This is a genomic window from Alteripontixanthobacter maritimus (assembly GCF_003340475.1).
Lineage (GTDB): Bacteria > Pseudomonadota > Alphaproteobacteria > Sphingomonadales > Sphingomonadaceae > Alteripontixanthobacter > Alteripontixanthobacter maritimus.
The window spans coordinates 1,140,786-1,165,600 of the sequence record NZ_QBKA01000002.1; the positions used below are offsets into that span (position 1 = coordinate 1,140,786).

The 24,815-nt window shown below is 60.0% G+C and carries 23 protein-coding genes; 10 read left to right on the top strand and 13 right to left on the bottom strand.

The window, feature by feature from the left end; genetic code table 11:
- The first annotated feature begins 83 nt into the window (after positions 1 to 83).
- Complete coding sequence (gene mazG / locus HME9302_RS05740; RefSeq protein ID WP_115367512.1) at positions 84 to 887, top strand: nucleoside triphosphate pyrophosphohydrolase; 804 nt, start codon at positions 84 to 86, stop codon at positions 885 to 887.
- Here mazG and hflX read toward each other — a convergent pair.
- The 7 genes from hflX to dusB form a co-directional block, all read right to left on the bottom strand.
- Positions 882 to 2,228 (bottom strand): GTPase HflX, encoded by a 1,347-nt coding sequence (gene hflX, locus HME9302_RS05745; RefSeq protein WP_115366221.1) that lies wholly within the window; start codon positions 2,226 to 2,228, stop codon positions 882 to 884. The two genes, mazG and hflX, sit on opposite strands and share 6 nt — an antisense overlap.
- Positions 2,225 to 2,788, bottom strand: coding sequence for an RNA chaperone Hfq (gene hfq, locus HME9302_RS05750; RefSeq protein ID WP_115366222.1), 564 nt, complete (start codon positions 2,786 to 2,788; stop codon positions 2,225 to 2,227). Before hfq ends, hflX begins: the two co-directional genes overlap by 4 nt.
- Positions 2,789 to 2,933: 145 nt before the next feature.
- A complete protein-coding gene (ntrX, locus tag HME9302_RS05755; RefSeq protein ID WP_115366223.1) occupies positions 2,934 to 4,316 on the bottom strand; it encodes a nitrogen assimilation response regulator NtrX in 1,383 nt (460 codons plus the stop codon).
- Positions 4,317 to 4,368: 52 nt separating this feature from the next.
- Positions 4,369 to 6,591 (bottom strand): sensor histidine kinase, encoded by a 2,223-nt coding sequence (locus tag HME9302_RS05760; protein ID WP_115366224.1) that lies wholly within the window; start codon positions 6,589 to 6,591, stop codon positions 4,369 to 4,371.
- 98 nt (positions 6,592 to 6,689) lie between these two features.
- Positions 6,690 to 8,150, bottom strand: a complete 1,461-nt coding sequence (gene ntrC, locus HME9302_RS05765; protein WP_115366225.1) for a nitrogen regulation protein NR(I) — start codon at positions 8,148 to 8,150, stop codon at positions 6,690 to 6,692.
- Positions 8,151 to 8,161: 11 nt separating this feature from the next.
- On the bottom strand, positions 8,162 to 9,250 hold the full coding sequence (locus tag HME9302_RS05770) for a two-component system sensor histidine kinase NtrB (protein WP_230079888.1): 1,089 nt from the start codon (positions 9,248 to 9,250) through the stop codon (positions 8,162 to 8,164).
- Complete coding sequence (gene dusB, locus HME9302_RS05775; RefSeq protein WP_115366226.1) at positions 9,247 to 10,263, bottom strand: tRNA dihydrouridine synthase DusB; 1,017 nt, start codon at positions 10,261 to 10,263, stop codon at positions 9,247 to 9,249. Before dusB ends, HME9302_RS05770 begins: the two co-directional genes overlap by 4 nt.
- Before the next feature lie 74 nt (positions 10,264 to 10,337).
- Here dusB and HME9302_RS05780 point away from each other — a divergent pair, with 74 nt between their 5' ends.
- From HME9302_RS05780 to HME9302_RS05790, 3 genes are read left to right on the top strand one after another with little or no spacing between them, the layout of a single operon-like run.
- Positions 10,338 to 11,516 carry a bifunctional 2-C-methyl-D-erythritol 4-phosphate cytidylyltransferase/2-C-methyl-D-erythritol 2,4-cyclodiphosphate synthase gene (locus HME9302_RS05780; RefSeq protein WP_115366227.1) on the top strand — a complete coding sequence of 393 codons (1,179 nt, stop codon included), beginning with the start codon at positions 10,338 to 10,340 and terminating at the stop codon, positions 11,514 to 11,516.
- Positions 11,516 to 12,067, top strand: coding sequence for a hypothetical protein (locus HME9302_RS05785; RefSeq protein ID WP_115366228.1), 552 nt, complete (start codon positions 11,516 to 11,518; stop codon positions 12,065 to 12,067). Before HME9302_RS05780 ends, HME9302_RS05785 begins: the two co-directional genes overlap by 1 nt.
- Entirely contained in the window at positions 12,064 to 12,564 is a 501-nt protein-coding gene (locus HME9302_RS05790) for a CinA family protein (RefSeq protein ID WP_115366229.1), read from the top strand. The genes HME9302_RS05785 and HME9302_RS05790 overlap by 4 nt, the downstream gene beginning before the upstream one ends.
- Here the strand turns inward: HME9302_RS05790 and HME9302_RS05795 are convergent.
- Together HME9302_RS05795 and lipA are read right to left on the bottom strand one after the other, a co-directional pair.
- Entirely contained in the window at positions 12,525 to 12,986 is a 462-nt protein-coding gene (locus HME9302_RS05795; protein WP_115366230.1) for a type II toxin-antitoxin system RatA family toxin, read from the bottom strand. The two genes, HME9302_RS05790 and HME9302_RS05795, sit on opposite strands and share 40 nt — an antisense overlap.
- On the bottom strand, positions 12,986 to 13,939 hold the full coding sequence (gene lipA / locus HME9302_RS05800; RefSeq protein WP_115366231.1) for a lipoyl synthase: 954 nt from the start codon (positions 13,937 to 13,939) through the stop codon (positions 12,986 to 12,988). The genes HME9302_RS05795 and lipA overlap by 1 nt, the downstream gene beginning before the upstream one ends.
- A 171-nt stretch (positions 13,940 to 14,110) precedes the next feature.
- Here lipA and HME9302_RS05805 point away from each other — a divergent pair, with 171 nt between their 5' ends.
- From HME9302_RS05805 to HME9302_RS05820, 4 genes are read left to right on the top strand one after another with little or no spacing between them, the layout of a single operon-like run.
- The gene (locus tag HME9302_RS05805) at positions 14,111 to 15,091 is read left to right on the top strand and encodes a sodium-dependent bicarbonate transport family permease (protein WP_115366232.1); all 981 of its coding nucleotides are present in this window, start codon (positions 14,111 to 14,113) and stop codon (positions 15,089 to 15,091) included.
- Between the two features lie 3 nt (positions 15,092 to 15,094).
- Positions 15,095 to 15,409 (top strand): P-II family nitrogen regulator, encoded by a 315-nt coding sequence (locus tag HME9302_RS05810; RefSeq protein WP_115366233.1) that lies wholly within the window; start codon positions 15,095 to 15,097, stop codon positions 15,407 to 15,409.
- Positions 15,409 to 16,047: a carbonic anhydrase gene (locus HME9302_RS05815; RefSeq protein WP_115366234.1), complete on the top strand. Its 639-nt coding sequence runs from the start codon at positions 15,409 to 15,411 to the stop codon at positions 16,045 to 16,047. Before HME9302_RS05810 ends, HME9302_RS05815 begins: the two co-directional genes overlap by 1 nt.
- A gap of 45 nt (positions 16,048 to 16,092) precedes the next feature.
- Complete coding sequence (locus HME9302_RS05820) at positions 16,093 to 16,809, top strand: NYN domain-containing protein (RefSeq protein WP_115366235.1); 717 nt, start codon at positions 16,093 to 16,095, stop codon at positions 16,807 to 16,809.
- A gap of 90 nt (positions 16,810 to 16,899) precedes the next feature.
- Here the strand turns inward: HME9302_RS05820 and HME9302_RS05825 are convergent, their stop codons facing one another.
- Positions 16,900 to 18,240, bottom strand: coding sequence for a tetratricopeptide repeat protein (locus HME9302_RS05825; protein ID WP_115366236.1), 1,341 nt, complete (start codon positions 18,238 to 18,240; stop codon positions 16,900 to 16,902).
- A 372-nt stretch (positions 18,241 to 18,612) separates the two neighbouring features.
- Between HME9302_RS05825 and gyrA the strand changes: the two genes are divergently transcribed.
- Positions 18,613 to 21,447 carry a DNA gyrase subunit A gene (gene gyrA, locus HME9302_RS05830; RefSeq protein WP_407641315.1) on the top strand — a complete coding sequence of 945 codons (2,835 nt, stop codon included), beginning with the start codon at positions 18,613 to 18,615 and terminating at the stop codon, positions 21,445 to 21,447.
- A gap of 47 nt (positions 21,448 to 21,494) precedes the next feature.
- On the opposite strand, the gene HME9302_RS05835 is transcribed toward gyrA, so the two are convergent.
- The gene (locus HME9302_RS05835; protein WP_147270773.1) at positions 21,495 to 22,127 is read right to left on the bottom strand and encodes a hypothetical protein; all 633 of its coding nucleotides are present in this window, start codon (positions 22,125 to 22,127) and stop codon (positions 21,495 to 21,497) included.
- Between the two features lie 126 nt (positions 22,128 to 22,253).
- Between HME9302_RS05835 and trmFO the strand changes: the two genes are divergently transcribed.
- The gene (gene trmFO, locus HME9302_RS05840) at positions 22,254 to 23,636 is read left to right on the top strand and encodes a methylenetetrahydrofolate--tRNA-(uracil(54)-C(5))-methyltransferase (FADH(2)-oxidizing) TrmFO (protein WP_115366239.1); all 1,383 of its coding nucleotides are present in this window, start codon (positions 22,254 to 22,256) and stop codon (positions 23,634 to 23,636) included.
- A gap of 19 nt (positions 23,637 to 23,655) precedes the next feature.
- Here trmFO and HME9302_RS05845 read toward each other — a convergent pair whose 3' ends face one another.
- Both HME9302_RS05845 and HME9302_RS05850 read right to left on the bottom strand, forming a co-directional pair.
- Complete coding sequence (locus HME9302_RS05845) at positions 23,656 to 24,120, bottom strand: EF-hand domain-containing protein (RefSeq protein ID WP_115366240.1); 465 nt, start codon at positions 24,118 to 24,120, stop codon at positions 23,656 to 23,658.
- Positions 24,121 to 24,154: 34 nt separating this feature from the next.
- A complete protein-coding gene (locus HME9302_RS05850; RefSeq protein WP_115366241.1) occupies positions 24,155 to 24,805 on the bottom strand; it encodes a hypothetical protein in 651 nt (216 codons plus the stop codon).
- Positions 24,806 to 24,815: the final 10 nt, after the last annotated feature.

Here is a 24,815-nt window from a genome sequence, read left to right on the forward strand (position 1 = left end):
AATTGGAGCACTAGCCTTCCTTGGCATAAGCTTAGTTTATTCACACGTGCAAAAGCTGGGCGGCAATGGCTATAGCCCGCGTGATGGTCAACACCCCCAACGACACCGAGCCCACCGATACCGCGTCGGACTCCGTCCAACGCTTGCTTACCGTAATGGCCCGTCTCAGGGACCCGGTTACAGGCTGCAGCTGGGATTTGGCACAGGATTTTGCCTCCATCGCGCCTTATACAATCGAGGAGGCTTACGAGGTTGCCGATGCGATCGAACGCACGGCCTATGCGGATTTGCGGGAGGAGTTGGGCGATCTTTTGCTGCAGGTCGTTTTCCACGCGCGGATCGCTGAAGAAGCGGGACTGTTCACCTTTACCGATGTTGCAAACAGCATCAGCGATAAGATGGTAGCGCGTCACCCGCATATCTTCGGCAATGCGGGCGGAACCATGGGCGAAACGCGCTGGGAAAAACTCAAGGCCGCAGAACGCCAGCAGAAAGGCGAGGCGAGCGCGATGGACGGCGTAGCCACCACCCTGCCCGCAGCTTTACGCGCGCAAAAGCTTCAAAAACGCGCCGCCCGTGATGGGTTCGACTGGCCCGACACGGCCGGTCCGGCAGCCAAGGTCATCGAAGAGATGGAGGAGCTCAAAACCGCCGATGCCGGTCACAAGGTGGAAGAGGCGGGCGACCTGATGTTTGCCGCAGTCAATCTGGTTCGCGCTCACGGTATCGCCGCCGAGGATGCCTTGCGCGCGGCCAACCGCAAATTCGAGCGCCGTTATCGCTCCATGGAAACGCTGGCGAACAACACCGATGCAAGCTTTGCAAACCTGACACTCGACGAAAAAGAGAGCCTTTGGCAAGCCGTCAAACGCGGCGAGAAATCATAGGCTTTCGAACTGTCCAAGCTCTTTCGGATTGAGCAGCACCTTTAACCGCCGCAACGGCTCACCGTCGAGCTCGCCGGCGTCGGAATCCTCTGCTACATCGCCGTGAGCGTGCAGCCAGGCGATGCGCCGCCCTGCCCTTGCAGGCAGCACGATCTCGTGCAATTGCGCCTTTGCGGTGAGCAATTCGGCGATACGGGTGTCGAGGGTGTCGACCCCCTCCCCCGTCTCGGCTGAAACGGCCACGACCATATCGTCATGGCCCGCCTGCTCCCGAATGTCCTGCGTCCGGTCACCTTCCAGCAGATCGACCTTGTTCCAGACTTCCAGAATGGGAATAGGCGGCTTTGCAGGCTGAATATCCTCGCCGTTTTCGGCTCCAGCATCGATCACATCGAGATCGCGCAGGATCGATAGCACCTGCGACTTTTGCGCGGCGCTCGCAGGGTTGGCGATATCTCTCACATGTACGATCAGGTCGGCGCCGGTAACCTCTTCCAAGGTGGCGCGGAAAGCGGCAACAAGCTGCGTCGGAAGATCGGAAATGAAGCCGACAGTATCGGACAGAATCGCCTTTTCTACGCCCGGAAGCGAGATGGCGCGCATTGTCGGGTCCAGCGTGGCGAACAAAAGATCCTCCGCCATCACTTCTGCGCCGGTCATGCGGTTGAACAGCGTGGATTTTCCGGCGTTGGTGTAACCGACAAGAGCAACGACCGGCCATGGGGCCTTGCCGCGGCGGTCACGGTGCAAGGTACGTGTGCGGCGCACCTGGTCCAGTTCGCGGCGCAATCGCCCCATCCGCTGGCGGATCATCCGGCGGTCGGCCTCGATCTGCGTTTCGCCCGGACCACCGAGGAAGCCGAAGCCGCCGCGCTGCCTTTCCAGGTGGGTCCAGCTGCGCACAAGGCGGCTTTGCTGGTAGTCGAGATGCGCCAATTCTACCTGCAGGCGCCCTTCCGCAGTATCGGCGCGCTCACCGAAAATTTCCAGAATCAATCCGGTGCGGTCGATAACCTTGCGCTTCAGCCTGTCTTCCAGATTGCGCTGCTGGATCGGACTGAGCGCGCCATCGATGATGACAAGTTCGGCATCTTCCTGCGCGCAAGCGGTGGCAATATTGTCCACCTGACCTTGTCCGAACAAGGTGCCCGGCTTCACCGCACGTATGGGAATAATCTCTGCCCGGGCAACGACCACACCGATAGCGAGCGCGAGGCCGCATGCCTCTTCGAGCCGCGATTCCGGTTCAAGATCGTGAACTGTGCCGCGAATGTCCGGGCTGATAACTACGGCGCGCGCGCCGCGGGTTACATCGTCGAGCAGATTGTCATCGAAACTCAACTGTCGTCGCTTTCAGTCCAGTCGTCGGTGAGGTCCACATTCTCGGCCGGCTGGATAGTGGAAACGGCGTGTTTGTACGCAAGTTGCACATACCCATCGCGTTCCAGCAACACACTAAACAAGTCATAGGCGGCAATCGCGCCTTGCAGCATCACGCCGTTCACCAGAAACATCGTGACCTGCACCTCTGCTTCGCTGACGCGTGACAGGAACACGTCTTGCAGCAGACGCTGCTTGCGGTTTCCCTCCGCGCTTTCGAATTGCGAAGCATCCATCTGGTCTGCCGGCATAATCGTGGAAACAGCGTGTTTGTACACGAGTTGCGAAGCACCATCACGGCGCAGTAGGATCGAGAAATTATCGAACCAGGTAACGATACCCTGCAGCTTCACGCCCTTCACCAGAAATATGGTGACCGCCGACTTGTTGCGGCGAACATGGTTGAGGAAAGCGTCCTGCAAGGCCACCGGCTTACCGGACGCACCAGATGTTTTTGCCGGCGCTTTGGACGGTTCCGGGGTCGGGCGCGGACGGGGGGACAAGGTTCCCGATTCTGACATGGTTCGCGGTCCTCTTTTTTGTTTTTGGCAGAGCCGCTTCTGCAGCCTGCATTCTGGGCCGGACTGAAATGCCGAACCCGATTATCTCTGCTCTAGATCATTGCGTCTTGGCCGGTTTTCAAGTGCCTATATTACGTAGTTGCGCTCACGCCTTTTCGCTGTTTTTCCGATCGGCCATACCGAGCAGCTTCAATTTTCGATGCAATGCCGAACGTTCCATCCCGATAAACGTCGCGGTTTTCGAAATATTGCCGGAGAACCGGCGGATCTGGATGGTGAGGTATTCCCGCTCGAAACTTTCGCGCGCCTCGCGCAGGGGCACCCCCATCAGGCTCGAGAGACCATCGCTCGCACCAAGCCTGCCGCCGGTGACTTCGCTCGGCAGCAGGTCCGGCTCGACCGATACCAGTCTTTCGCGCGGGGTAAGAATGATGGTGCGTTCGACCACATTGCGCAGTTGGCGGACGTTGCCAGGCCAGTCATAAGCCTGCAGCGCGCCCATCGCATCCTGCGCGATTTCGGGTGACGGGATGCCCTGCTCCGCTGCGTAGCGTGTGAAAAAATGCTGGGCGATTGCCGGAATATCGTCCCGCCGCTCTGCCAACGAGGGGATCGTCACGGGCACTACGTTCAGGCGATAAAAAAGGTCTTCGCGAAAACGCTTCTCCTGCATTTCCGCTTCCAGATCGCGCGAGGTCGAGCTGACTACGCGTACATCCACCCCGATCTGGCGGTTGCCGCCTACGCGCACGAAACTTTGTTCGGTCAGAACGCGCAGGATTCGCGCCTGGGTGGAAAGCGGCATGTCGGCCACCTCGTCCAGATACAACGTACCGCCATCGGCGGTCTCAAGCAGTCCCGGCCGTACCAGCTTGCCATCCGATTCCTCGCCGAACAGTTCCTTTTCGAACCGTTCCGGCGTGATACGCGCGGAATTTACAGTCACGAAAGCCGCATCGGCGCGCCCGCTCCAGCCATGCAGCAGCCGCGCCGCGACCTCCTTGCCCGCGCCCGCCGGACCCGTGATCAACACTCGGCTTCCGGTATTGGCGACTCGTTTCAGGGTCGCGCGAACCTGATTGATAGCAGCCGAATTGCCGGTGAACTCACCTTCGGCGCCGAAGCCCTCGCGCAGCCGTGTGTTCTCCCGCCGAAGCCGCTCCGTTTCCGTCGCACGGGCGACCAACAGCAGCAGCCGCTCCGCCTCGAAAGGCTTTTCGATGAAGTCCATTGCGCCGCGGCTGACGGCGGATACCGCCGTATCGATATTGCCGTGGCCAGAGAAAATGATGACAGGCAATTCGGGTTCGCGCAGCTTTACAGCATCTAGAACCTCCAGCCCGTCCATCGCGCTGCCATGCAGCCAGACATCCAGCAGGATGACGCTGGGGCGTTTCTCATCGACCATACGGAGCGCGGTTTCGCTGTCGCCTGCGGTACGACAATCATACCCCTCGTCACTCAGCACGCCCGCGACCAGATCGCGAATGTCTTTCTCGTCATCGACTATCAGAATATCGAGCGCCATCAGATCGTTACCTCGGATCGTTTATTCAGGGGAGCGGGCGGTTTCGCATTGTTCATGCAGCGGCCTCCGAAAGATGCGCCGGATCACGCGAGAAGCGCAGGGTCACGCGGGTGCCGCCGTCGGATGCGGTCGAGAAGCCCATGTCCCCGCCATGTTCCTCCACGATTTTGTTCACGATCGCGAGCCCAAGGCCGGTGCCCTTTTCCCGTGTCGTGACATAAGGTTCGACAATGCGGTCGCGGTCGCTCGGCAACCCGATGCCATTGTCTTCCACCATAACCGACAAATGCGTCGGGTTCTGCGCGACAGTAACGGTGATCCGCCCCGTATAGTCGCTAGTCTCGTTCACAGCGCGAGCCTCGACAGCTTCGCATGCGTTTTTCAGAACATTGGTCATCGCCTGACCGAACTGGTGACGGTCACAGGATATCGAGGCCTCGTTCGCCGGGTCGCTTTGAACCGAATATTTTACGTCGGGATGGGCGACTTCCTGCAGGAACACGGCCTGACGAACCAAGTCGCGCGCATCCTCTTGCCGGAAAACCGGTTTGGGCAGCCGCGCGAAAGATGAAAACTCATCGACCATGGTGCGCAATTCACCAACTTGCCTGACGATCGTGTCGGTCAGTTCGCCGAACAGTTGGTCATCATCTTCGATCTGCTTGCCGTAGCGACGCTTCAGCCGTTCGGTCGCGAGCTGGATGGGGGTGAGTGGGTTTTTAATCTCGTGCGCGATCCGCCGCGCTACGTCGGACCATGCGGCCTGTCGCTGATCGAGCAGCTGGCGAGTGATATCCTCGAATGTGATAACCGTGCCATCGGGCGCAGCTGCAATCTTAACTGCAAGCGTCAGCAGGTCCTGCCCGCGGGCATGCGTGACAACCCCTGCAGAGATACCGCCCGCAACCATTGCCGCGATGGCTGGCGCCAGTTCGGACAGTGGCTTCCCGACATTGGGGGCAGACGGCTCCGCTTCCAGCAAGGCATGGGCCGAACTGTTTATCAATTGTACCTGCCCGTTCCGGTCGAGCGAGATAATCCCGGCAGTGATGGACTCCAGCACCGCTTCGATAAACTCGCGGCGTTCGTCCAACTCGCGGTTCGCGCCAAGCAAAGCATCGTTCTGTTTTTCAAGTTGAGCGGTCATCCGGTTGAATGCGCGATTGAGCAGCCCGATCTCGTCCGGTCCGGTCCTTCCATCGACGCGGAGCGCGAAATTGCCCGCACCCACCTTCCGCGCGGCGACCACCAGATCGCTGAGCGGTTCCACCTGCCGGTCCGCAAAGCGCAATGCGAACCACACTGCCAGCCCGACCAGGCCGAGGCTGACGAAGAACAACGCAAGATTAAAGCGCAACTGCATGGCCCGTGCGCGCCGTGTCAGCGTTTCATATGCAGAGGAGATGGACTTCGCCCGCTCGAATGAATTGAACGATCCAGCCTCTGAATTGCGGGCGTTATAGAGGAAGATGCCGCTGTCGCGATCGATCGCGGAAATTGCCTCGATCCGGGTGGCGCTGCTTTGCACAACGACCGGTTCGCCTGCACGAAGCTTGGCGAAGATCTCTGCGTCGAGCGATTGTGGCTCGTTCCCTTCGCGCAGATCCAGCATGGCGGCGGTTCGCATACTGCCATCGTCAAGCTCTTGCAGGATGGCTGATTCGTTGAGGTCCCTGCCCTGCGCCTGGTAGCGATAGAAATCCGCGAAATCCGCGTCGGTCAATGTTCCCCGTTCGAAGTAGAAGCGCAGGTCACCTGCCATTGTGCGGGTCTCGTCCGCCATTTCCAGCTGATTTTCGACGTAGTAGTCGCGCGCCAAGGCGTTGGCGTCTTCCATCAGGCCCCGCGAATTGTCGGAGAACCAGAAATCCGCGCCGGACTGAAACAGGAACGCGGCAAAGGTTGCCACCAGCAAGGTTGGTACAGCAGCGATCAGCGAGAACAGAAACACCAGGCGAACATGAAGCCGGGCAGTGCCGCCTGCAGCACGGCGGATGGCGAAGCGCCTGCCCGCCAGAACCAGCAGGGCCATCGCTGGCAGTAGGGTCAGGATCAAAAGCGATGCGACCCGGCGCGACGGTAGCAATTGGCCATCGGGCGGCGCCGAGGCAAACGTGTAATAGGTTGTCCAGATCATCGCCAAAAGCGCAATCAGAGTGGCGACTTCGACAATCGCGAAAATGTTGTATCGGCGCAACGCAACGGCAAACCGTCTGCGCCAACGAGGGCCAACACGGGAAGATGTATTACTCCGGGGGAATGAAACCGTTGCCATCGTGCCGCATTTACACAATTACTGTTGCCAATTTGCAAGCCTTTTTGCGTATCCGCATCGGCGCTGGGGTCCAGACGGCCCACATTCGGGTCGAATGGTTAATTGGCCCGTCGGCGGGCGAACCTGTCAGGATCGATTTCCAGATCGTCGAGGCGTTTGCGTAGCGTATTGCGATTAATGCCGAGCAGTTGAGCGGCCCTTAACTGATTGCCCGAAGTCTGCTCAAGTGCGTGCTCGAACAGCGGTCTTTCGAAGGCTGCCTGCGCACTGTGATAAAGCGTGCCGTCAGCAGGGCGAGCCTCGGCCAACCAGTGGTGCAAGGCAGCCTCATAATCGGGCGCCGCAGCGTCAGCCCCCGCATGGCCTGGCATCGCTTCGAGCGCGTCCCTCACGCATTGTGCGTCGATCGTCTCGTCGCGCGACATCAGCGCCAGTCGCATAACCATGTTCTGCAATTCGCGGACATTGCCCGGCCAGTCGAGCGCCTTCAGCAAGTCCAGACCAGCCTTGCTGATACCGCGCTGCGGCAAACCCTGACGCGCGGCATTGGCGAGGAAAAAGCTGACGAGGTCGGGGATGTCGGTCCTGCGATCTCGCAAAGGGGGAAGTTGTACCGGCACTACGGCTAAGCGGTAATAAAGGTCTTCGCGAAATTGCCCGCTTACGACCATGGAAGATAGATCGCGATTGGTAGCAGCCACAATTCGTACATCGACCTGAACATCCTGCCTGCCGCCAACACGGCGGATGCTGCCGGATTGCAGGGCGCGCAGCAGCCGTGTCTGGGCCTCCGCAGGCATGTCGCCGATTTCATCAAGAAACAACGTGCCGCCGCTCGCTTGTTCGAACTTCCCGATTGCCTGCCCGGTAGCGCCGGTAAATGCGCCCTTTTCGTGGCCGAACAGCTCGCTTTCGATTAGCTCACGCGGGATGGCGGCAGCGTTGACAGCCACAAACGGGCCGGTGCGGCGATGGCCCAGGTCGTGGATTGCCTGCGCGACAAGCTCCTTGCCCGTGCCGCTCTCGCCAAGGATCAGGACTGTGAGATCGTTACGCAGAACGCGGGTGATCATCCGGAAAACGCCCTGCATCGCCGGACTCCGCCCGACCAGTGGCAGCGACGGATCGATTTGTTCGCCGCCCTCGTCCACTCTTGCACTGTGACTCTCGTCTTGGCCTCCAACGTCCATCGCTCGCGCAGACTGTACGGCTTGCTCCACCGCGCGTGTCAATTCATCCAGGTCGAACGGTTTCGGGAAGTACTCGAAGGCCCCCAGATCACTCGCCCGCACAGCGGTATCGAGCGTATTCTGCGCGGACAGCACAATGACAGGAAGCTCGGGATTCTGCTTCTGCACGTCGGCAAGATTTGCCAGTCCGTCTCCGTCTTCCAGCATAATATCGGTCAGCATCGCAGAATAGCTGGCCTCGCCAAGCAGGCGGTTACGCTCGGCAATGCTGGCGCACCGGTCGATCGTATGCCCCTCGCCCTGCAGGGCGGCGGTGATGACGGTCGCGATGGCGGCGTCGTCCTCGACCAGCAGGATGCGTCCCGGCATATCGTGTTCCTTCAGTCTGATTGCAGGTTGATGCGAAATTCAGTGCGACCTGCGCGATCGTCGCGCAGATGACTGATGCGGCCATCCATATCGCGCACCAGCTTGCGCACGAGCGGCAGGCCAAGGCCCTGCCCGTTTTTCTTGGACGTCACGAATGGTTCGAAGATGTGATCGCGTAGTTCGGCGGCGACGCCCGGACCGTTATCGATAACGGCAGCTTCTATCGGCAGTTTTACCGCCGTCCCGCCGCGTGTCTGGCTAAGGCCGATGCCGCCGGTAAAACGTGTGCGCACGGTCACTTTGGCGTCTGACTGGTCACAACAAGCATCGCGGGCGTTGGACAAGAGGTTGATGAGCACCTGCTCCAGTAGTTCACGGTTCGCAACTACCGACGGAAGCGAAGGGTCGAACTCTTCAGCAAATTCCACACCCTCGTCCGCAGGTCTCTGCGCTGCGCGAACGGTCGCGACAGCGCGCCGGATCGCCTCGTGCAGGTTGCACGGGGCAAGCGGCTGCGCAGTTTCCCGCCCGAGGTGCTGCATCCGGTCGACCAGGCTAGCGATACGGTCCACCTCGTTTGTGATGAGCTGTGCGAGCGGTTGGTCTGCGGGGACGAGCTTGCGTTCGACGAGCTGCGCTGCTCCTTTTATCGCAGCGAGCGGGTTCTTGATTTCATGCGACAGAACCGCAGGCGCTCGCAGAGCCTGACTGTCGGAATTGCCGGACATCCTGGCCTGTCCGGCGTCTGACAGGGTCAGGACGCGCCACCCTGCATATCCTGCAATCGGCGAAACGGTCAGGTTGACGTCAACTGGCTGGCCGGAACCGCGCAGCCCAATATCCCGCGCTACCAGAGGCTGGGTCGGGTCTGCCATCGCATCCCGTACGCGGTCGTTATCAAGCTGCATAAATTCAAAAATGTCGCTGCCGATCATACGCGCCGCACTGCGGCCGAGCATGGTTTCCGCAGCGTGGTTCGCCTCGCGTACTAAACCGTTTTCATCGAGCAGGAGGGCTGCGAAGACCAGCCCGGCGAACAGCGCCTCGATCGGCGGACGGGCCTCGCTGGCAGGGCTCATCCCGCCTGCCGCCCGCGTCACGCAGCGCGCCGCCGCAGGAAGGGTTCGTAGAATCGTTCGATCTCGCCCAGCACTTCGCCCGCATCCTCGATCAGGTTTGCGCGATTGCGGAACTCGGCGCTGCCGTGCATTCCCTTGGTATACCAACCGATATGTTTGCGTGCGACCTTGACGCCGACGGCTTCGCCATAGTGGTCGAGCATTGCGCGGTAATGTTCCAGCAAGACGCCAAGCTGCTCGTCGAAGTTTGGCGTTTCGCGCTGTTCGCCGGTTTCCAACCAGTGCATGACCTGTCCGAGCAGCCAGGGTTTGCCATAGGCACCGCGGCCGATCATGATCCCGTCCGCACCCGACTGTTCGAGCGCGTCGGCGCTATCCTCGATCGTGCAGATATCGCCATTGGCAATAACTGGCACCGAAACCGCGTCTTTGACCGAACGGATAAAGGACCAGTCCGCGCTGCCCTTGTACATCTGGCACCGGGTTCGGCCGTGGACCGTGATCAACTTCGCACCAAGATCTTCAGCGATATGGGCAAGCTCCGGCGCGTTGAGGCTGTGGTGGTTCCAGCCCATCCGCATCTTGACCGTCACCGGCACGTCGACCGCATTAACCGTGGCCTCGATCAAGCTGGCGGCTAGAGGCAGGTCGCGCATCAGGGCGCTGCCTGCATCGCCGTTCACCACTTTTTTTACAGGGCAGCCCATATTGATATCGATAATCGCCGCACCGCGATCCGCATTCAGTTTTGCCGCTTCACCCATTTCGGCAGGGGAGCATCCAGCCAGCTGAAGCGATACAGGCTCCTCGCACGGGTCCCAGGCAGCTTTTTGCAGGCTTTGACGGGTTTCGCGGATCATGGCCGGGCTGGCAATCATCTCGGTTACGTTGAGACCGGACCCATAGCGGCGAACCAATGTGCGGAACGGCATGTCGGTCACGCCTGTCATCGGCGCGAGCACGACCGGGCTCGGGATCGTAACCGGCCCGATGGCAATCGGCTTCAGCGCCGGAGGAGGGGGAAGCTGGGTCATGGTCTTGCAGTGCCTGAAATTTAGGCAGCATCTAGGTGATTGCGGGTCCGCGTGCAAGTCGGTAGCGGCAGGGAATGGCATCGGTCACCCCCCTCCCCTCGTTCGCCGCGATTGTCGTGGCCGCCGGCGAGGGTCTACGCGCCGGTCAGCCGGTGCCGAAACAGTTTGCCCCGTGGCGCGGCAAACCGCTCGTCCGGCATTCGGTCGAGACCCTGAAGGAGCAAGGGGCGCAGCCTGTTATTGTAGTAATCCCGGCCGGTACCGACGCTATTGCCCAAGATGCATTAAAGGGGCTTGACGGCGTGCTGTTCCAGACCGGAGCAGACACAAGGCAAGGTTCGGTCCAGCGCGGCCTCCAAGCGCTTCCCGATACGGCGGAGCGCGTACTGATCCACGATGCCGCGCGGCCGATACTTCCTGCCGAAGTAACCGCGCGAATTGTAAGAGCACTCGACAACTACGAGGGCGCAATCCCGATTCTGCCGGTGGTCGACAGCCTCGTGGTCGCCGCGGGTGAGGCGATGGGGCCGCCAGCCAAGCGCGAAGATTTGCGGCGGGTCCAGACGCCGCAAGGCTTTCGCGCATCCGCCATCAAGGCCGCGCAATCGGCTTGGCAGGGGGCGTTGGATGCGGGAGATGACGCCCAAGTCCTCGCCGCCGCCGGAGGCAAAGTAATGACGGTTGAAGGTGCTGAAGCGTTGCACAAGGTTACGGTGGCGGAAGATTTCGAAACAGCGACGGTCCCCATGACGAACATGCGAGCGATCCGGACCGGAATGGGCTACGACGTCCACCGGCTCATGGAAGGCGAAGAGTTGTGGCTCTGCGGTATCAAGCTCGACCATGACCGCGGGCTTGCCGGTCACAGCGATGCCGATGTCGGGATCCACGCCATCGTAGACGCCATCCTCGGAGCGATCGGCCAGGGAGATATCGGCCAGCACTTCCCGCCTTCAGATGCGCAGTGGGCCGGTGCTGCCTCTGACCGCTTCCTGGCACACGCTGTATCGCTGGCCAACGCGGCCGGTTATGATATCGGCAATATCGATCTGACGCTAATCTGCGAAGAACCCAAAATTGGCCCTCACCGCGTCGCCATGGCCCAACGGCTCGCACAAATTATCTGTTGCGACGTACAATTCATCAATGTGAAAGCGACCACCACCGAAAGACTGGGCTTTACCGGCCGCGCCGAAGGTATTGCTGCCCAGGCCGTCGCCACGCTTATCGCTCAAGAAAAGGATCGACCATAATGTCCAACCGTATGATCGCCGCCGCCATACTTGCTGGAGCCGCTCTGGTGCCGACCGCCGCTGCGGCACAAGAAACCAAGCCGACACAGGCACAATACGCTGCAACCGCACGCTATGCGCTTCCGCTTGCAATGCAAGGAACGATCGACTTCTGCAGACCCCACCTCCAATCCAACGGCTTTTTCGCCACCAACGGTAGCTCGCTGGTCAAGCGCTATACAGCTGGCAAGGACAAATCGTGGCCAGTCGCGCGCGATACGCTGGTCAAGGTCATTACAAGCAAGGACAAATCGAGCGCAGCATTTATAACCGCTTTGCCCGACGAGGCGCTGAAATCGATGGCAGACGCCTTCATTCCCACTTTGGTCGTCGAGGAACTGAACCCGAAAGACTGCCTGATAGCGGAGAAAATCGTGGCACAACTGGCACCGCTACCGGCGGAGAATGTCGCAAATCTGTTCGGCGTAGTGATCACCGCAATCGATAAGGACGAGGCTCGGAAAGCTGCGCAGACCAAAGCGACCAGCCCTAAGGCAGCTGGGACAAAGTGACCGAAGCCCTGCTTCCGCAAGCCATCGAGGATCTGGCCGAACGCGTGGTGCAAGAAAACGCTGCGAATGGCCGGCGGGTCGTGCTTGCGGAAAGCTGCACCGGAGGGCTGGTCGCGGCGGCCGTGACCGAAGTGCCCGGATCGTCAGCAGTCCTCGATCGCGGCTTCGTGACCTATTCGAACGAAGCCAAAATGGAATGCCTCGACGTGGCGAGCGACATCATCGAGACCTTCGGTGCGGTTTCCATCGCTTGCGTATGGGCCATGGCCAAGGGCGCGCTCGATAACAGCAACGCCGATGTGGCGGTCGCCATCAGCGGAGTGGCGGGACCCGGCGGAGGAACAGAGTTGAAACCAGTGGGAACGGTCGTTTTCGCGCGCGTAAAACGCGGCGATATTGGCGAACCCGAAGGCGAATTAAAACATTTCGACGGAAAGACTCGCGCTGAAATTCGCGCTCAGGCTACGCTTTGCGCGCTGGAACTGTTGCTGCCGTAAAGGTGGTCTGCCCGCGCTTCGAAGGCTGTTACCATCTTGCGAAAAGCACGGTCGAAATATTGCCCCGCCAGTGCTTCGAACACGCTGTTGCGAAAAGTGAAATCGACCAAGAAATCCACTTCGCACCCGCCATCGTCGCGCGGGCGAAACGTCCAGCTATTGTCGAGATCGCGCATTGGCCCATCGACGTAATGAACCGTGATGCGGTGCGGACGTTGTTTCTCTACCCGGCTGGTGAACTTTTCGCGAATGGCCTTGAACCCCACGACAAGGTCGGCGGTCATCACCGCAGAATCGTCGGACCGGACCCGCGTGGCAATGACCCAGGGTAGAAATTCGGAATAGCGATCTACATCCGCCACCAGATCGAACATCTGTTCGCAGCTGTAGGGAAGGCTGCGCTTCTGACGAACACCCGGCATCAGCGGATCTGCTTGGCTAGCTTCGCTTCCCGCGCAGCGCGCATTTGGGCGAAATCGTCTCCGGCGTGATAGCTCGAACGGGTCAGAGGACTGGATGCTACCTGCAGAAAGCCTTTGGCACGTGCGATCGAACCGAATGCGTCGAACGCCTTTGGTGTGACGAAGTCCTCCACTGCGGCATGTTTCGGTGTCGGCTGCAGGTATTGGCCCATGGTCATGAAGTCGATGTCGGCGGTGCGCATATCGTCCATCACCTGATGCACTTCGAGCCGCTGCTCACCCAGCCCCAGCATGATGCCGGACTTGGTGAAAATCATCGGATCGTGGCTCTTCACCTCCTCCAGCAAACGCAGCGACGCATAATATCGCGCGCCCGGACGGATTGTGGGATACAGGCGCGGCACAGTTTCCAGATTGTGGTTGTAGACGTCGGGACCAGCCTCGCAAATCGCCTCAACCGCGGGACGCATCTTGCCGCGAAAATCGGGGGTCAGAATTTCGATGGTGGTGTTCGGCGTTTCCCGGCGGAGCGCCTGTATCACCTTGACGAACTGACTGGCCCCGCCATCCGGCAGATCGTCCCGATCCACACTGGTAACCACAATGTGTTGCAGGCCCAGCTTCGCCGCAGCGGTAGCGGTATGCTCCGGCTCCAGAGGATCGACGATGCGGGGCATTCCGGTCTTCACATTACAGAAGGCGCAGGCCCTCGTGCAGACATCGCCCAGGATCATCACCGTGGCGTGCTTCTTGGTCCAGCATTCGCCGATATTGGGACAGGCAGCTTCTTCGCACACGGTGTTGAGGTTCAGCTCGCGCATCAATTTGCGCGTATCGTGATACCCTTCGCTGACCGGCGCCTTTACGCGAATCCAGTCCGGCTTACGCTGGCGGGCGGGCCGTTCTGAGTTGGGGCGTTGCGCGGTCGGCGGAGTAGACGAAAGGTCGTTCATGCGCCCCATTTAGGCGGCGTCCGTCCTGCCCGCAAGCGGCGTGCATTGCGATCTTGAGTTGATTACGGACGCGGCACTGCAAAACCCCTGCGCTCTACCCAGGCGCAATCCTTCAACAGGGGCGGACCGGCGGACATTGCCCGCGCGCCACGACCACGATAGGTCGGCGTTATGGAATCGACCGCGATGCAAACGCTGACTTCACCTGTGGTGCTGTTCTTTGTACTCGGCTTCCTTGCCGCCGTGGTTCGGTCCGATCTCAGCATCCCTGAACAATTCGCCAAGGCGATGTCGATCTATCTGATGATCGCAATCGGTTTGAAAGGTGGCGTCGAGATCGCCCAGACCGGGCTGGATGCACAGGTTTTGTCGGCAGCGGCTGCCGGTATCGGACTGTCCTTCCTCATTCCATTTGCAGTGTTTGCCGTACTGCGCGCAGTCAGCACCGATGCCATCAACGCAGGCGCGATAGCAGCCCATTACGGCTCGGTCAGTGTGGTCACATTCGTCACGGCGGTGGAGCTTTACCGGTCCAGCGGGCTGGACAGCGATGGCTTCATGGTTGGGGTTATGGCCTTGATGGAGACGCCAGCAATTATTACCGGCCTGCTGCTTGCCCGCCGGTTCGGCGGCAGCGATACCGCCAACACTGCTGCCACGTCCCGACCGGGCGGTGGCCTGGCGCATGAAGTGCTCACCAACGCTTCCGTCATCTTGCTCCTCGGGGCATTCGCGGTCGGCTGGATTATCGGCCCTGCCGCCTATGAGCCGGTGTCGCCGCTGTTCACCGGTCTGTTCAAGGGCGTGTTGTGTGTGTTCCTACTCGATATGGGCCTGGTCGCCGCCCGGCGGTTGTTCGAAACGCGTGCACTGACGGCGAAGCTGGTTGCGGTCGCTATCGGCTTTCCCATTGTGAATGGTGCAATCGGTGTCGCTATCGGTACGCTGGTCGGGTTAAATGTCGCGAACAGTGCAGTGCTAGGCGTACTGGCTGCCAGCGCATCCTATATTGCGGTGCCCGCCGCCATGCGCCTGTCGCTGCCCGAGGCCAATCCGGGCGTATCGCTCGCCATGTCGCTGGGTGTGACCTTCCCCTTCAACATCGTCGTCGGCATCCCGTTATTTGCCGCGATGGCAAACATGCTGGGCTGACCGATGCCGGATACCGTAACCCGCAAACGCCTTGAGATACTTGCCGACACGGCGTTGTTGCCGCGCGTGGTCGAGATGATCGAGCGCAGCGGTATTTCCGGATACAGCATCGTGCGGGTGGCGGCGGGAGGATCGCGTGCATCCGGCAAATGGAGTTCCGACGATTTTACCGGAGCCTCGGCCAAATCGATCGTGATCGCGCTCGCTTCCGCTGAAAAAGCCGAAGCACTGACTACCGAGATCGCCCCGCTGCTGACATCGCAGGGGTTCCTGCTCACGATAGGTGACGTCGAGGTCGTGCGCGGGGAGCGTTTCTGATGCCTGAGTTTTCCAGGCTGGTCGAAGGGTACAGGCGCTTCCGTACAACGATCTATCCAGCGCAGCGTGAACGGTTCGACCAGCTCGCGCTGACGGGCCAGAAACCGGAACTGATGGTCATCGCCTGCTCCGACAGCAGAGTGGATCCAGCCCAGGTGTTCGATGTGAACCCGGGCCAGATATTCGTCGTCCGTAATGTCGCTGCCCTGGTGCCGCCTTACGAAACCACGCCCGGGCTGCACGGGGTTTCCGCAGCAGTGGAGTTTGCCGTGCAGGTGCTGGGCGTAAAGCAGATCGTGGTTCTGGGCCATGGCCGGTGCGGTGGCTGCCGGGCTGCGCTGACCGGGTCGCTGGACGGAAACGCGCCGGGCGAAGGTGGTTTCGTGGCGAACTGGATCAGTCTCCTGCGGCCTGCCGGAAGGGCCGTCGGCGACGCGCTGGGAACCGAAGGGCGCGAGGCAGAGCAGGCAATGGAACAGGCCGCAGTCAAAATCAGCATCGACAATTTGCGCAGTTTCCCATTCGTGGCGGAGAAAGAAGCCGCCGGGTCGCTCGTGTTGCGCGGCGCACATTTTGCGATTGCCGATGGCGAGCTTGCTGTCCTCGACAATGCATCAGGTATATTCGCACCAGCTTGAACAGCGCCGCCCGGCCCTGAGCCTGCAATTATTGGAAAAATATCCATGTCCGACCAGACCCTGAAGAACATCGCCCTGCTGATAGATGCGGACAATACCACACCGCAGGGGATCGATCCGGTGCTGACCGTCATGGCAGAACTGGGTCAGGTCAATATCCGGCGCGCCTACGGCAATTTCGCCAAGGACAACCTCGCCCGCTGGGACAAGATCACCAACAAGTTCGGCATTCGTCCACAGCAGCAATTCGATGTGTCAAAGGGCAAGAACGCCACCGACATGGCAATGACTATCGATGCAATAGACCTGTTGTATCAGGGCAAAGTGGACGGGTTTGGCCTGATGACCTCGGACAGCGATTTTACACCGCTCGTCACACGCTTGAGGCAGGACGGCATCGTGGTTTACGGTTTTGGGGAGAACAAGACGCCTGCTGCCTTCAAGGCAGTTTGCACACGCTTCATCGATATCAGCCAATTGATCGCAAACACCCGCGATGATCCCGAAGATGGCTATGCAGATCGCCGCGCGACGGATGATGACGATCTCATGGATCTCATTGGCGCGGCATTCAAAGAGGCTGACCGGGACGAAAACGGCTTTGCCCGGTTGCAACAAGTGGGCCAGATCGCCGGCAACAGATCCAGCTTCGACGTGCGCAATTACGGTTACAAGAACTTGTCCGAACTGTTTGAATCCCTAGCGAACTTCAAAATTGAACGGCGAGACGGCAACCAGGTTTATGTGAAACGGATGCGATAGTAACGCCAGCCCAAGCGTACCCAACCAAAAGCAAAACGGCGCGAACTATAATACCGTTCACGCCGTTTCGTTTCATTCATCGCTGCGCTGTTACAGCGCATCCTCGGTCGCCGCCGCTGCAGGCGTGCCGCCCGCTTCCTGCGCAGCATATGCGCCCCACAGGCGGGCGATTGCCTTGCGCGCACCTTCGACCTTGGCAAACGTTTCGTTTGCGCCGGAAACGTCGCCCTGGTCGAGCTGTGCGATACCCAGGCGCGTCAAGACACGCGGCGTATCGACGCCGGGTCGGGTGAGTGCCAAACGGTAATACTCTTCCGCTTTGGCTGGCCGACCCATCCCGAGCAGGACGTCTCCCGCCGACGTAACGAGCGTCGCCTTGGAGCCAGCTTTGCGCGCATCTGCTTCCAGACCCGCCAGTTCGGATTTGTCGATCTTCATCCGGCGATCGGATTCAGCCAGCACGTCCATTACCAGCGTATCGTCATTCCGCAGAAGCCCTGCGGCAACGCCTTGCTTTGCCACCCGGTTTACTTCCGAGGCTTGGCGCAACGTGTCGGCCGCAACAATGTAATCGATGTAGTCACGTTCGGTACGAAGGCTGTCGGTACGAGCGGCCAGACGCATCAGGTCCAGTAGCTCCGGCTTGTCGTAATTGCCATAATTGCGTTGAATAGCGATCGCATCACCCCAAGCTTCGGTCGAGGGGTAGTAACGCACCATATACTCGGTAAATTCGGTGGCATCGTCCACCAGATCAGCTTGCATGGCGATCGTCCGCGCCCGCAGGATCGTCTCACGATCGAGGGTCTGACCTGCAGCAATCCGGTCATTGATCCGCTTGCGATAGAATTCCAGCGCCTTGGGGAATTCCTGCGAACCGACATAGCTTTCCGCGATCAGCATTTCGGGATCGTTTTCCGTATACCCGCCATCGAGCGCGCGTTGGTAATATGTTCGCGCTCCTGCAAAGTCTTTCGCACGATATGCGTTCTGGCCAGCCAGAAAATTCAGCTGCGCCGTTCGCTCAGACGTTGCCTTCCCGCTTTCCAGCTCCATGGTAAGGCCCTGCTTCTGCATGGCCTCATCACCGGAAATCACGCCGATATTATATACCAGCGAGCCTGCGGCCTTTTTGTCGTCGGGGGTAGTCGAGGCAGCAACCAGTGCTGGGATCTGAGGAGCCAAGGCCGCACGGTTATCCGGCGCTTCGTTGTAGGATTTGGCAATCGGCGCATACAGTTCGCGAAACTCGTCGGAATACTCCGGCGCATCAGCCTTCTTGTCGTCTTTCTTGTTTTTCTTCTGCGCTGCATAAGCCGGTTCGGCAAAACCGGTCGCGGCAACAGCCAATCCGGTAGCCAAAGCCAAGGCCATCACGATGTGCGATCCGCTGCGCTTGCGACGGTTCAGGCGAATTGTGTTCGATTTCATGCGAGTATCTCCCTGAAAATCATACAGTTCCAGATCGATCTGGCTACCATATGGTAGCCGGACAATCCGGACGTTCGATAGTTAAACGCGCGGGAAGCGAGTTAGGTTTCTGAAGCTGCGCCACCCGTTCGAAAAATTTTCCAGCGAGTTACCGCCGGGTTGATCGTAGTCCTACAGCCGCATCGCTGAACCGGGTTTGAATGTGGCCGGACAAGCCCCTGTACCCCTAGTTTGCAACGGATTCGGGTAATGTGTGGAAAAGCGCGCTGTTATGCGGGTTGCACCGGCCAAATTGCTGGCCGGTACGGTGCTTTTGCCCTACAGCTATTGCACCTTGGGCCATGCGCCCGCCAGTAGCCCCACAGGCCCAATTTGACCGATCAGACAGAAACCATGACTCCCCCCTCCCCCTCCGGCGATTTTGGCCGGATCGACATCGTGGAGGAAATGAAGACAAGCTATCTCGATTACGCGATGAGCGTGATTGTCAGCCGGGCGCTACCTGACATTCGCGATGGTCTGAAACCGGTCCACCGGCGCATCCTGTTCGCAAGTCAGGAAGGCGGTTTCGTCGCCGGTCGACCCTATCGGAAATCCGCCAAGATCGTCGGTGACGTGATGGGTAACTACCACCCCCATGGCGACAGCGCGATCTACGATGCGCTCGCCCGCATGACGCAGGACTGGTCGCTGCGCGTGCCGTTGGTCGATGGTCAGGGTAATTTCGGTTCGATGGACCCAGATCCGCCCGCTTCGATGCGGTATACCGAGGCGAAACTGGCGAAAGTCGCCAATTCACTGCTCGACGATCTCGACAAGGACACGGTCGATTTCGCGGATAATTACGATGGCTCGCGGCGCGAACCCACGGTTCTGCCTGCGCGCTTCCCCAACCTGCTGGTAAACGGCGCGGGCGGTATTGCCGTCGGCATGGCCACCAACATTCCGCCGCACAATCTGGGTGAGGTAATCGATGGCTGCTTCGCCTATATGGACGATCCCGCGATCAGTTCAGAAGAGCTGTTCGAGATTATTCCGGGGCCGGATTTCCCGACTTCGCCATTGATCCTCGGACAGTCCGGTGCGCGGTCCGCATATACCACCGGCCGCGGCTCGATCCTGATGCGCGCCCGGCACGAGGTCGAGCAGCGCAAGGGTGACCGCGAAAGCATCGTGCTCACCTCGATCCCGTTTCAGGTCGGCAAGAACAACCTGGTCGAAAAAATTGCCGATGCCGCCAAAGAAAAACGGATCGAAGGCATTTCCGACATTCGAGACGAATCCAGTCGCGAAGGTATGCGTGTCGTCGTCGACTTGAAACGCGATGCCTCGCCCGAAGTCGTGCTGAACCAGATCTGGCGTTACAGCCCGGCGCAAGCCAGCTTCCCGGCCAATATGCTTGCCATCCGCGGCGGGCGCCCGGAAGTGTTCACCCTGCGCGATGTCATTCAGGCGTTCATCGGTTTTCGCGAGGAAGTCATTACGCGCCGTACCAAGTTCGAATTGAACAAGGCGCGGGACCGGGCGCACATTTTGCTCGGGTTGGTGGTCGCGGTTTCCAATCTGGACGAGGTTGTGAAAATCATCCGCGGCGCGCCAAATCCGGCAGCGGCCCGGGCGAGCCTTGTCGCGCGCAAATGGCCGATTGGCGATATCGCCCAGTATATCCGGCTGGTTGAGGCTATCGAACCCAGCGCCGATCAGGAAGGCGGTACCTACAGCCTGTCCGACCGGCAGGTTAAGGCGATCCTGGAGCTGCGTCTCCACCGTCTGACGGCGCTTGGCCGGGATGAAATTGGTGACGAGTTGAAAGAACTCTCGGTCGCTATCGAGGAATATCTCGCAATCCTTAGCGACCGGGTCAAACTCTATGGCGTTATGCGCGAAGAACTGCAGGAAATTCGCGATAATTACGCGACGCCGCGCCTCAGCGAAATTGCGCCTGCCTGGGACGGGTTGGACGATGAGGACCTGATCGAACGCGACGAGATGGTCGTGACGGTAACGCATAGCGGCTATATCAAGCGCACGCCGCTTTCCACTTTCCGCGCCCAGAACCGTGGCGGCAAGGGCCGCGCCGGCATGGCGACGAAGGAAGAGGATGCCATCGTCGAACTGTTCGTTACCAGCACGCACAATCCCGTGCTGTTCTTTTCGAACACCGGCCGCGTCTATCGTCACAAGGTCTGGAAACTGCCCGAAGGCGGCCCGCAAACCAAAGGGCGCCCGATGATCAACATCCTGCCGCTCGACAAAGACGAGACGATAACCAACGTCCTGCCGCTACCGGAAGACGAAGCCGACTGGGATGCGCTGCATATCGTGTTCGCCACCTCGCAGGGCATGATCCGGCGTAACTCGATGGCAGCTTTCACCAACGTGCCCACCGCCGGGAAATACGCCATGGGCTTCGTCGAAGGTAGCGGCGATAAGCTGATCGGCGTGAAGCTGATATCCGAAGGGCAAGATGTCTTCCTCGCAACCAAGGCGGGTAAGGCCATCCGTTTCTCGGCCACCGACGCGCGCGAAACCAAGAGCCGCACCGGTATTGGCGTACGCGGCATGAGCCTTGCCAAGGATGACGAGGTCATCTCCGTCGCGACGCTCGACGATGTTGATGTGTCGGTGGAGGAACGCGAACAGTATCTGCGCGCCGCCCAATGGAAAGCGAACGAGGCGGTGTCTGACCTGCCTCCGGAACGGATGGAGGAACTGGCCGAGCGCGAACAGTTTATCATCACAGTGTCCGCCAATGGCTATGGCAAGATTTCCAGCTCCTACGATTACCGGCAGGCGAAGCGTGGCGGTCAGGGGATCGCCAATACCAGCCTCGATGCGCGCCATGTGGAACGTAACGGGGCGATTGTCGCCAGCTTCTCCGTCAGTACCGGTGACGAGCTGATGCTTGTGACCGATCAGGCCAAACTCATCCGTATCCCCATCGCGCTGCGCGAAGGCGCGGAAGATGTCGACGAGGAAGGTGGCTTGTTCATTCGCAGCCGTGGGTCTGCCGGACTCGGACTGTTCAAGGTATCGAAGGGCGAAAAGGTGGTTTCAGCCGTACGCATCGATGAACAGGAAGAGCCGGAAAACGAAGCGGAAGAGGCGATCGTCGAGGAAATCGTCGGCCGCGAGACGGAAGAAACCGTGCCGCACACCACCGCCGACCGGGACGACAATTTGGCGGGAGAGCCGGACGCTTCGTGACAATCAGAAGTTGGGCAAACTACGCGTTGGCTTGACACTAGCGGGGCTCAAGCCGCGCGCGGACGATCTCGGATATATCGCTGCACCACGCCGGTAGCGATCATGAAATGTCCGACATAAACGAGCGGCCAATGCAGCAAGGCATAGGTGCGCGCTGTTTCGATTGTGACCGGTAGGATAAACGGCAACAGATAGGCTATTACTAGCATCAGCGCGCCGGGTACCACACGCCAGCGCGGGAAGTTGCCGGCCCACGCAGCAGCGCTCACGCCGCCTATCAGCAGCGCCGCAATCGCTGGCTCCAGTCCGCCGAACAGCATCGCCAAAACGGCTGGCCCAATGGTGAGTACCGTGGCCACACCTTTGTCCAGCTCTGACAAGGACGTTCGCCGCTCCTGCAAAAACAGACCCAGCGTGCAGAACAATGCCGCCAGAAACAGAAGCTGCGCGATCTGCCCAGATATCGTCCAGAAGAGCATGGACGCAGCAGACAGCATGGCTGCCGCGGCTACCAATCTAGCAGGTTGCGCATCGCTCCAATGCCATGCGTAAATCCCCAACAGCACGATCGAGCCGAGCTGCACAAGCAAGCCGAACAGGCCGGGCAGGATTTGCGGCGGCGCCAGCCAGGCCAGCACGGCGAGCGCCAGACTTCCCAGCAGGTATGGTCGTTTGTTCATAAGGGCGCGCTTGGGCATCGGGCCGTGTTACCGGAGCGCGCCTGTTTGGCAAGGTGCGTAGCTGACGCCGCGTGTCCCCCGCTGCAAACTTGGCAAGCGCACCCATCGCTTCTAGATGCTGACCCGATGACCCACAGCACCCACGACATTCATATAATCGGCGGCGGTTTGGCCGGCAGCGAAGCGGCCTGGCAACTGGCCCAGCGCGGTTTTCGCGTGCGCCTGTCCGAAATGCGCGGCGGCGGCGACATGACAGCGGCTCATAATTCGGAGGGGCTGGCCGAACTGGTATGCTCCAATTCCTTCCGTTCGGACGACGATAGCAAGAACGCCGTTGGCCTGCTGCATCACGAAATGCGTGCTTTCGACAGCATCGTAATGCGTGCAGGCGAAATTGCGCGCGTTCCCGCCGGATCGGCCATGGCGGTGGATCGCGACATGTTTTCCGCCGAAGTGCAACGGATGTTGGACGCGCATCCAAACGTCACCATCGTGCGCGAGCGGATCGATACCCTGCCCGTATCCGGCTCCACCATCGTGGCGACAGGCCCGCTGACCGCCCGGACTTTGGCGGATAGCATCGGCGCGGCGACCGGACAGGACAGCCTGGCATTCTTCGATGCCATCGCGCCCATCGTGTATCGCGACAGTATCGACATGGATATTTGCTGGATACAAAGCCGTTGGAACAAACGCACCGCCGCTTCCAACGAAGAAGGCGATTACATCAACTGTCCCATGACGAAGGAGCAGTATTACGCCTTTCACGAAGGGCTGGTCACCGCAGAAGTGACCGAATTCAAGCAGTGGGAAAAGGACACGCCTTACTTCGATGGCTGTATGCCGATCGAAGTCATGGCGAGCCGCGGAGTGGAGACGCTGCGCTTCGGGCCGATGAAACCTGTCGGGCTGGACGATCCGCGCACCGCCTGCGAGGAGTTTCCGCAAGGCCGCTGGCCGTTCGCGGTGGTGCAGTTGCGGCAGGACAACAAGCTGGGCACACTGTGGAACATGGTCGGCTTCCAGACCAAGATGAAGCATGGTGCACAGGTCGAACTGTTTCGCACGATACCGGGTCTAAAGAACGCGGAATTTGCTCGCCTCGGCGGACTGCACCGCAACACGTTCCTCAATTCACCCCTCGTACTGGACCGTCAGTTGCGGTTGCGCGGTGCGGAACACATTCGTTTTGCCGGGCAGATCACCGGGTGTGAAGGCTACGTTGAAAGCAGCGCCGTCGGCCTGATGGCGGCAGTCATGGCCGCAAGCGAACTGGCTGGGCAGGACTTTTCTCCCCTCCCCGACACGACGGCTATGGGCGCGCTGCTGTCGCACATTACCGGCGATGCGGAGGCGGCAAGCTTCCAGCCCATGAATGTGAATTTCGGGCTATTTCCACCGATGCACGACGTGAAGAAGAAAATTCGCAAAGAAGCCTATACCGACCGCGCCAAGGCCGATCTGCAAAACTGGCTGGTGCAGCATGGCAAAGTGTCTGAGGCTGCATGATCCAGTTTCCCGCCAGCATTTAGCAACGGCAGGGTTTCTTCGGGCGTTTCTTGGGTGCAGTGGTTGCAAATTCGGCTTGGGTCAGCGCCCGGTTGCTATCGGAATCCGCACCGTCGAAACGTTTGACTGTGGCCACGGCCCATTCTTCGAACGTCAGCAAATTGTTACCATCCGCATCGAGCTTGCGGAAAGCGGCAGTGCGGCTCGACAGCATTTCGTTACGAGAGATTGTAAGGTCGCGGTTGCGATCATAGCGGAAGAAACGGCGCTGTTCGCGCGACAATTCGGTTGCTTCTGGCGGCGCGGGCCCGAGCTGGTCCACCGCCTCAGCCGCCGGTAATTCCAACGGATCGACAGCGGGTGTTTCGCTTTCGGCCATTGGCGGCGGTGCCCCTTCCTCGACCTGCGCGCGGCCCTGCCACCAGAACAGGCCGACGCTAACCATGATCAACATGGCAAATGCCCCTAATACAGCGTTCCGCATTACCCGTCCCTTATGCTTAATTTCGAAACATAGCCTACCTGCCGAGCAATCCAAGCCGCAGGGCGACAGCCACGCTGGCCCGGTCGGCCAATAAAGGCGCGCCACCCTTGACGAGTGCGCGCCGCCCCAGCCCGGCAAGCACGGTAAGAAAGCGCATATCACGAGGCAGCGTAGGCATGTTGCCCAGTAAAACGCGACCTTCCCCGACCACTTCGCGTTTAAGGTCACCATCGGACAGTTTCGCAGCAAGATCCGCCAGCGCCCAGATCTTCCCGCATAGTTCGGTGGCTGTGGAATATGCCGGATCGGTTTGCATAGATGCGAAGGGCGCTGCACGGCCTGCAGCAAACTCGTCCAGCGCGCCTTTCTCCAGCGGGAATTCCTGTAATAATAGCTCCCACCCATCGACCAGCGCCAGGCAATACCGTTCACAGCCCGGCCAGTCCCGCCCCATCTCTTCCAGCATCGGCTCGCCGTGCGGGCGATCCGCAACCGGTTTCGCAAATTGCTCCCGCCACCACGCCAGGCGCAGTTGAGCTGGCAAGGGTTCGGTCGCCAGCAGGACGACCCGCGCCAACCGGTCATCGAACCGGAAGAACAAATCGAGCGGTTTACGCAGTTCGGGGCGCGCGTAATTTAGCGCAAGCGCCTGTTCCGGCGGCGCGGTATTTTCGGTGGGTGACACGTTCTCAAGC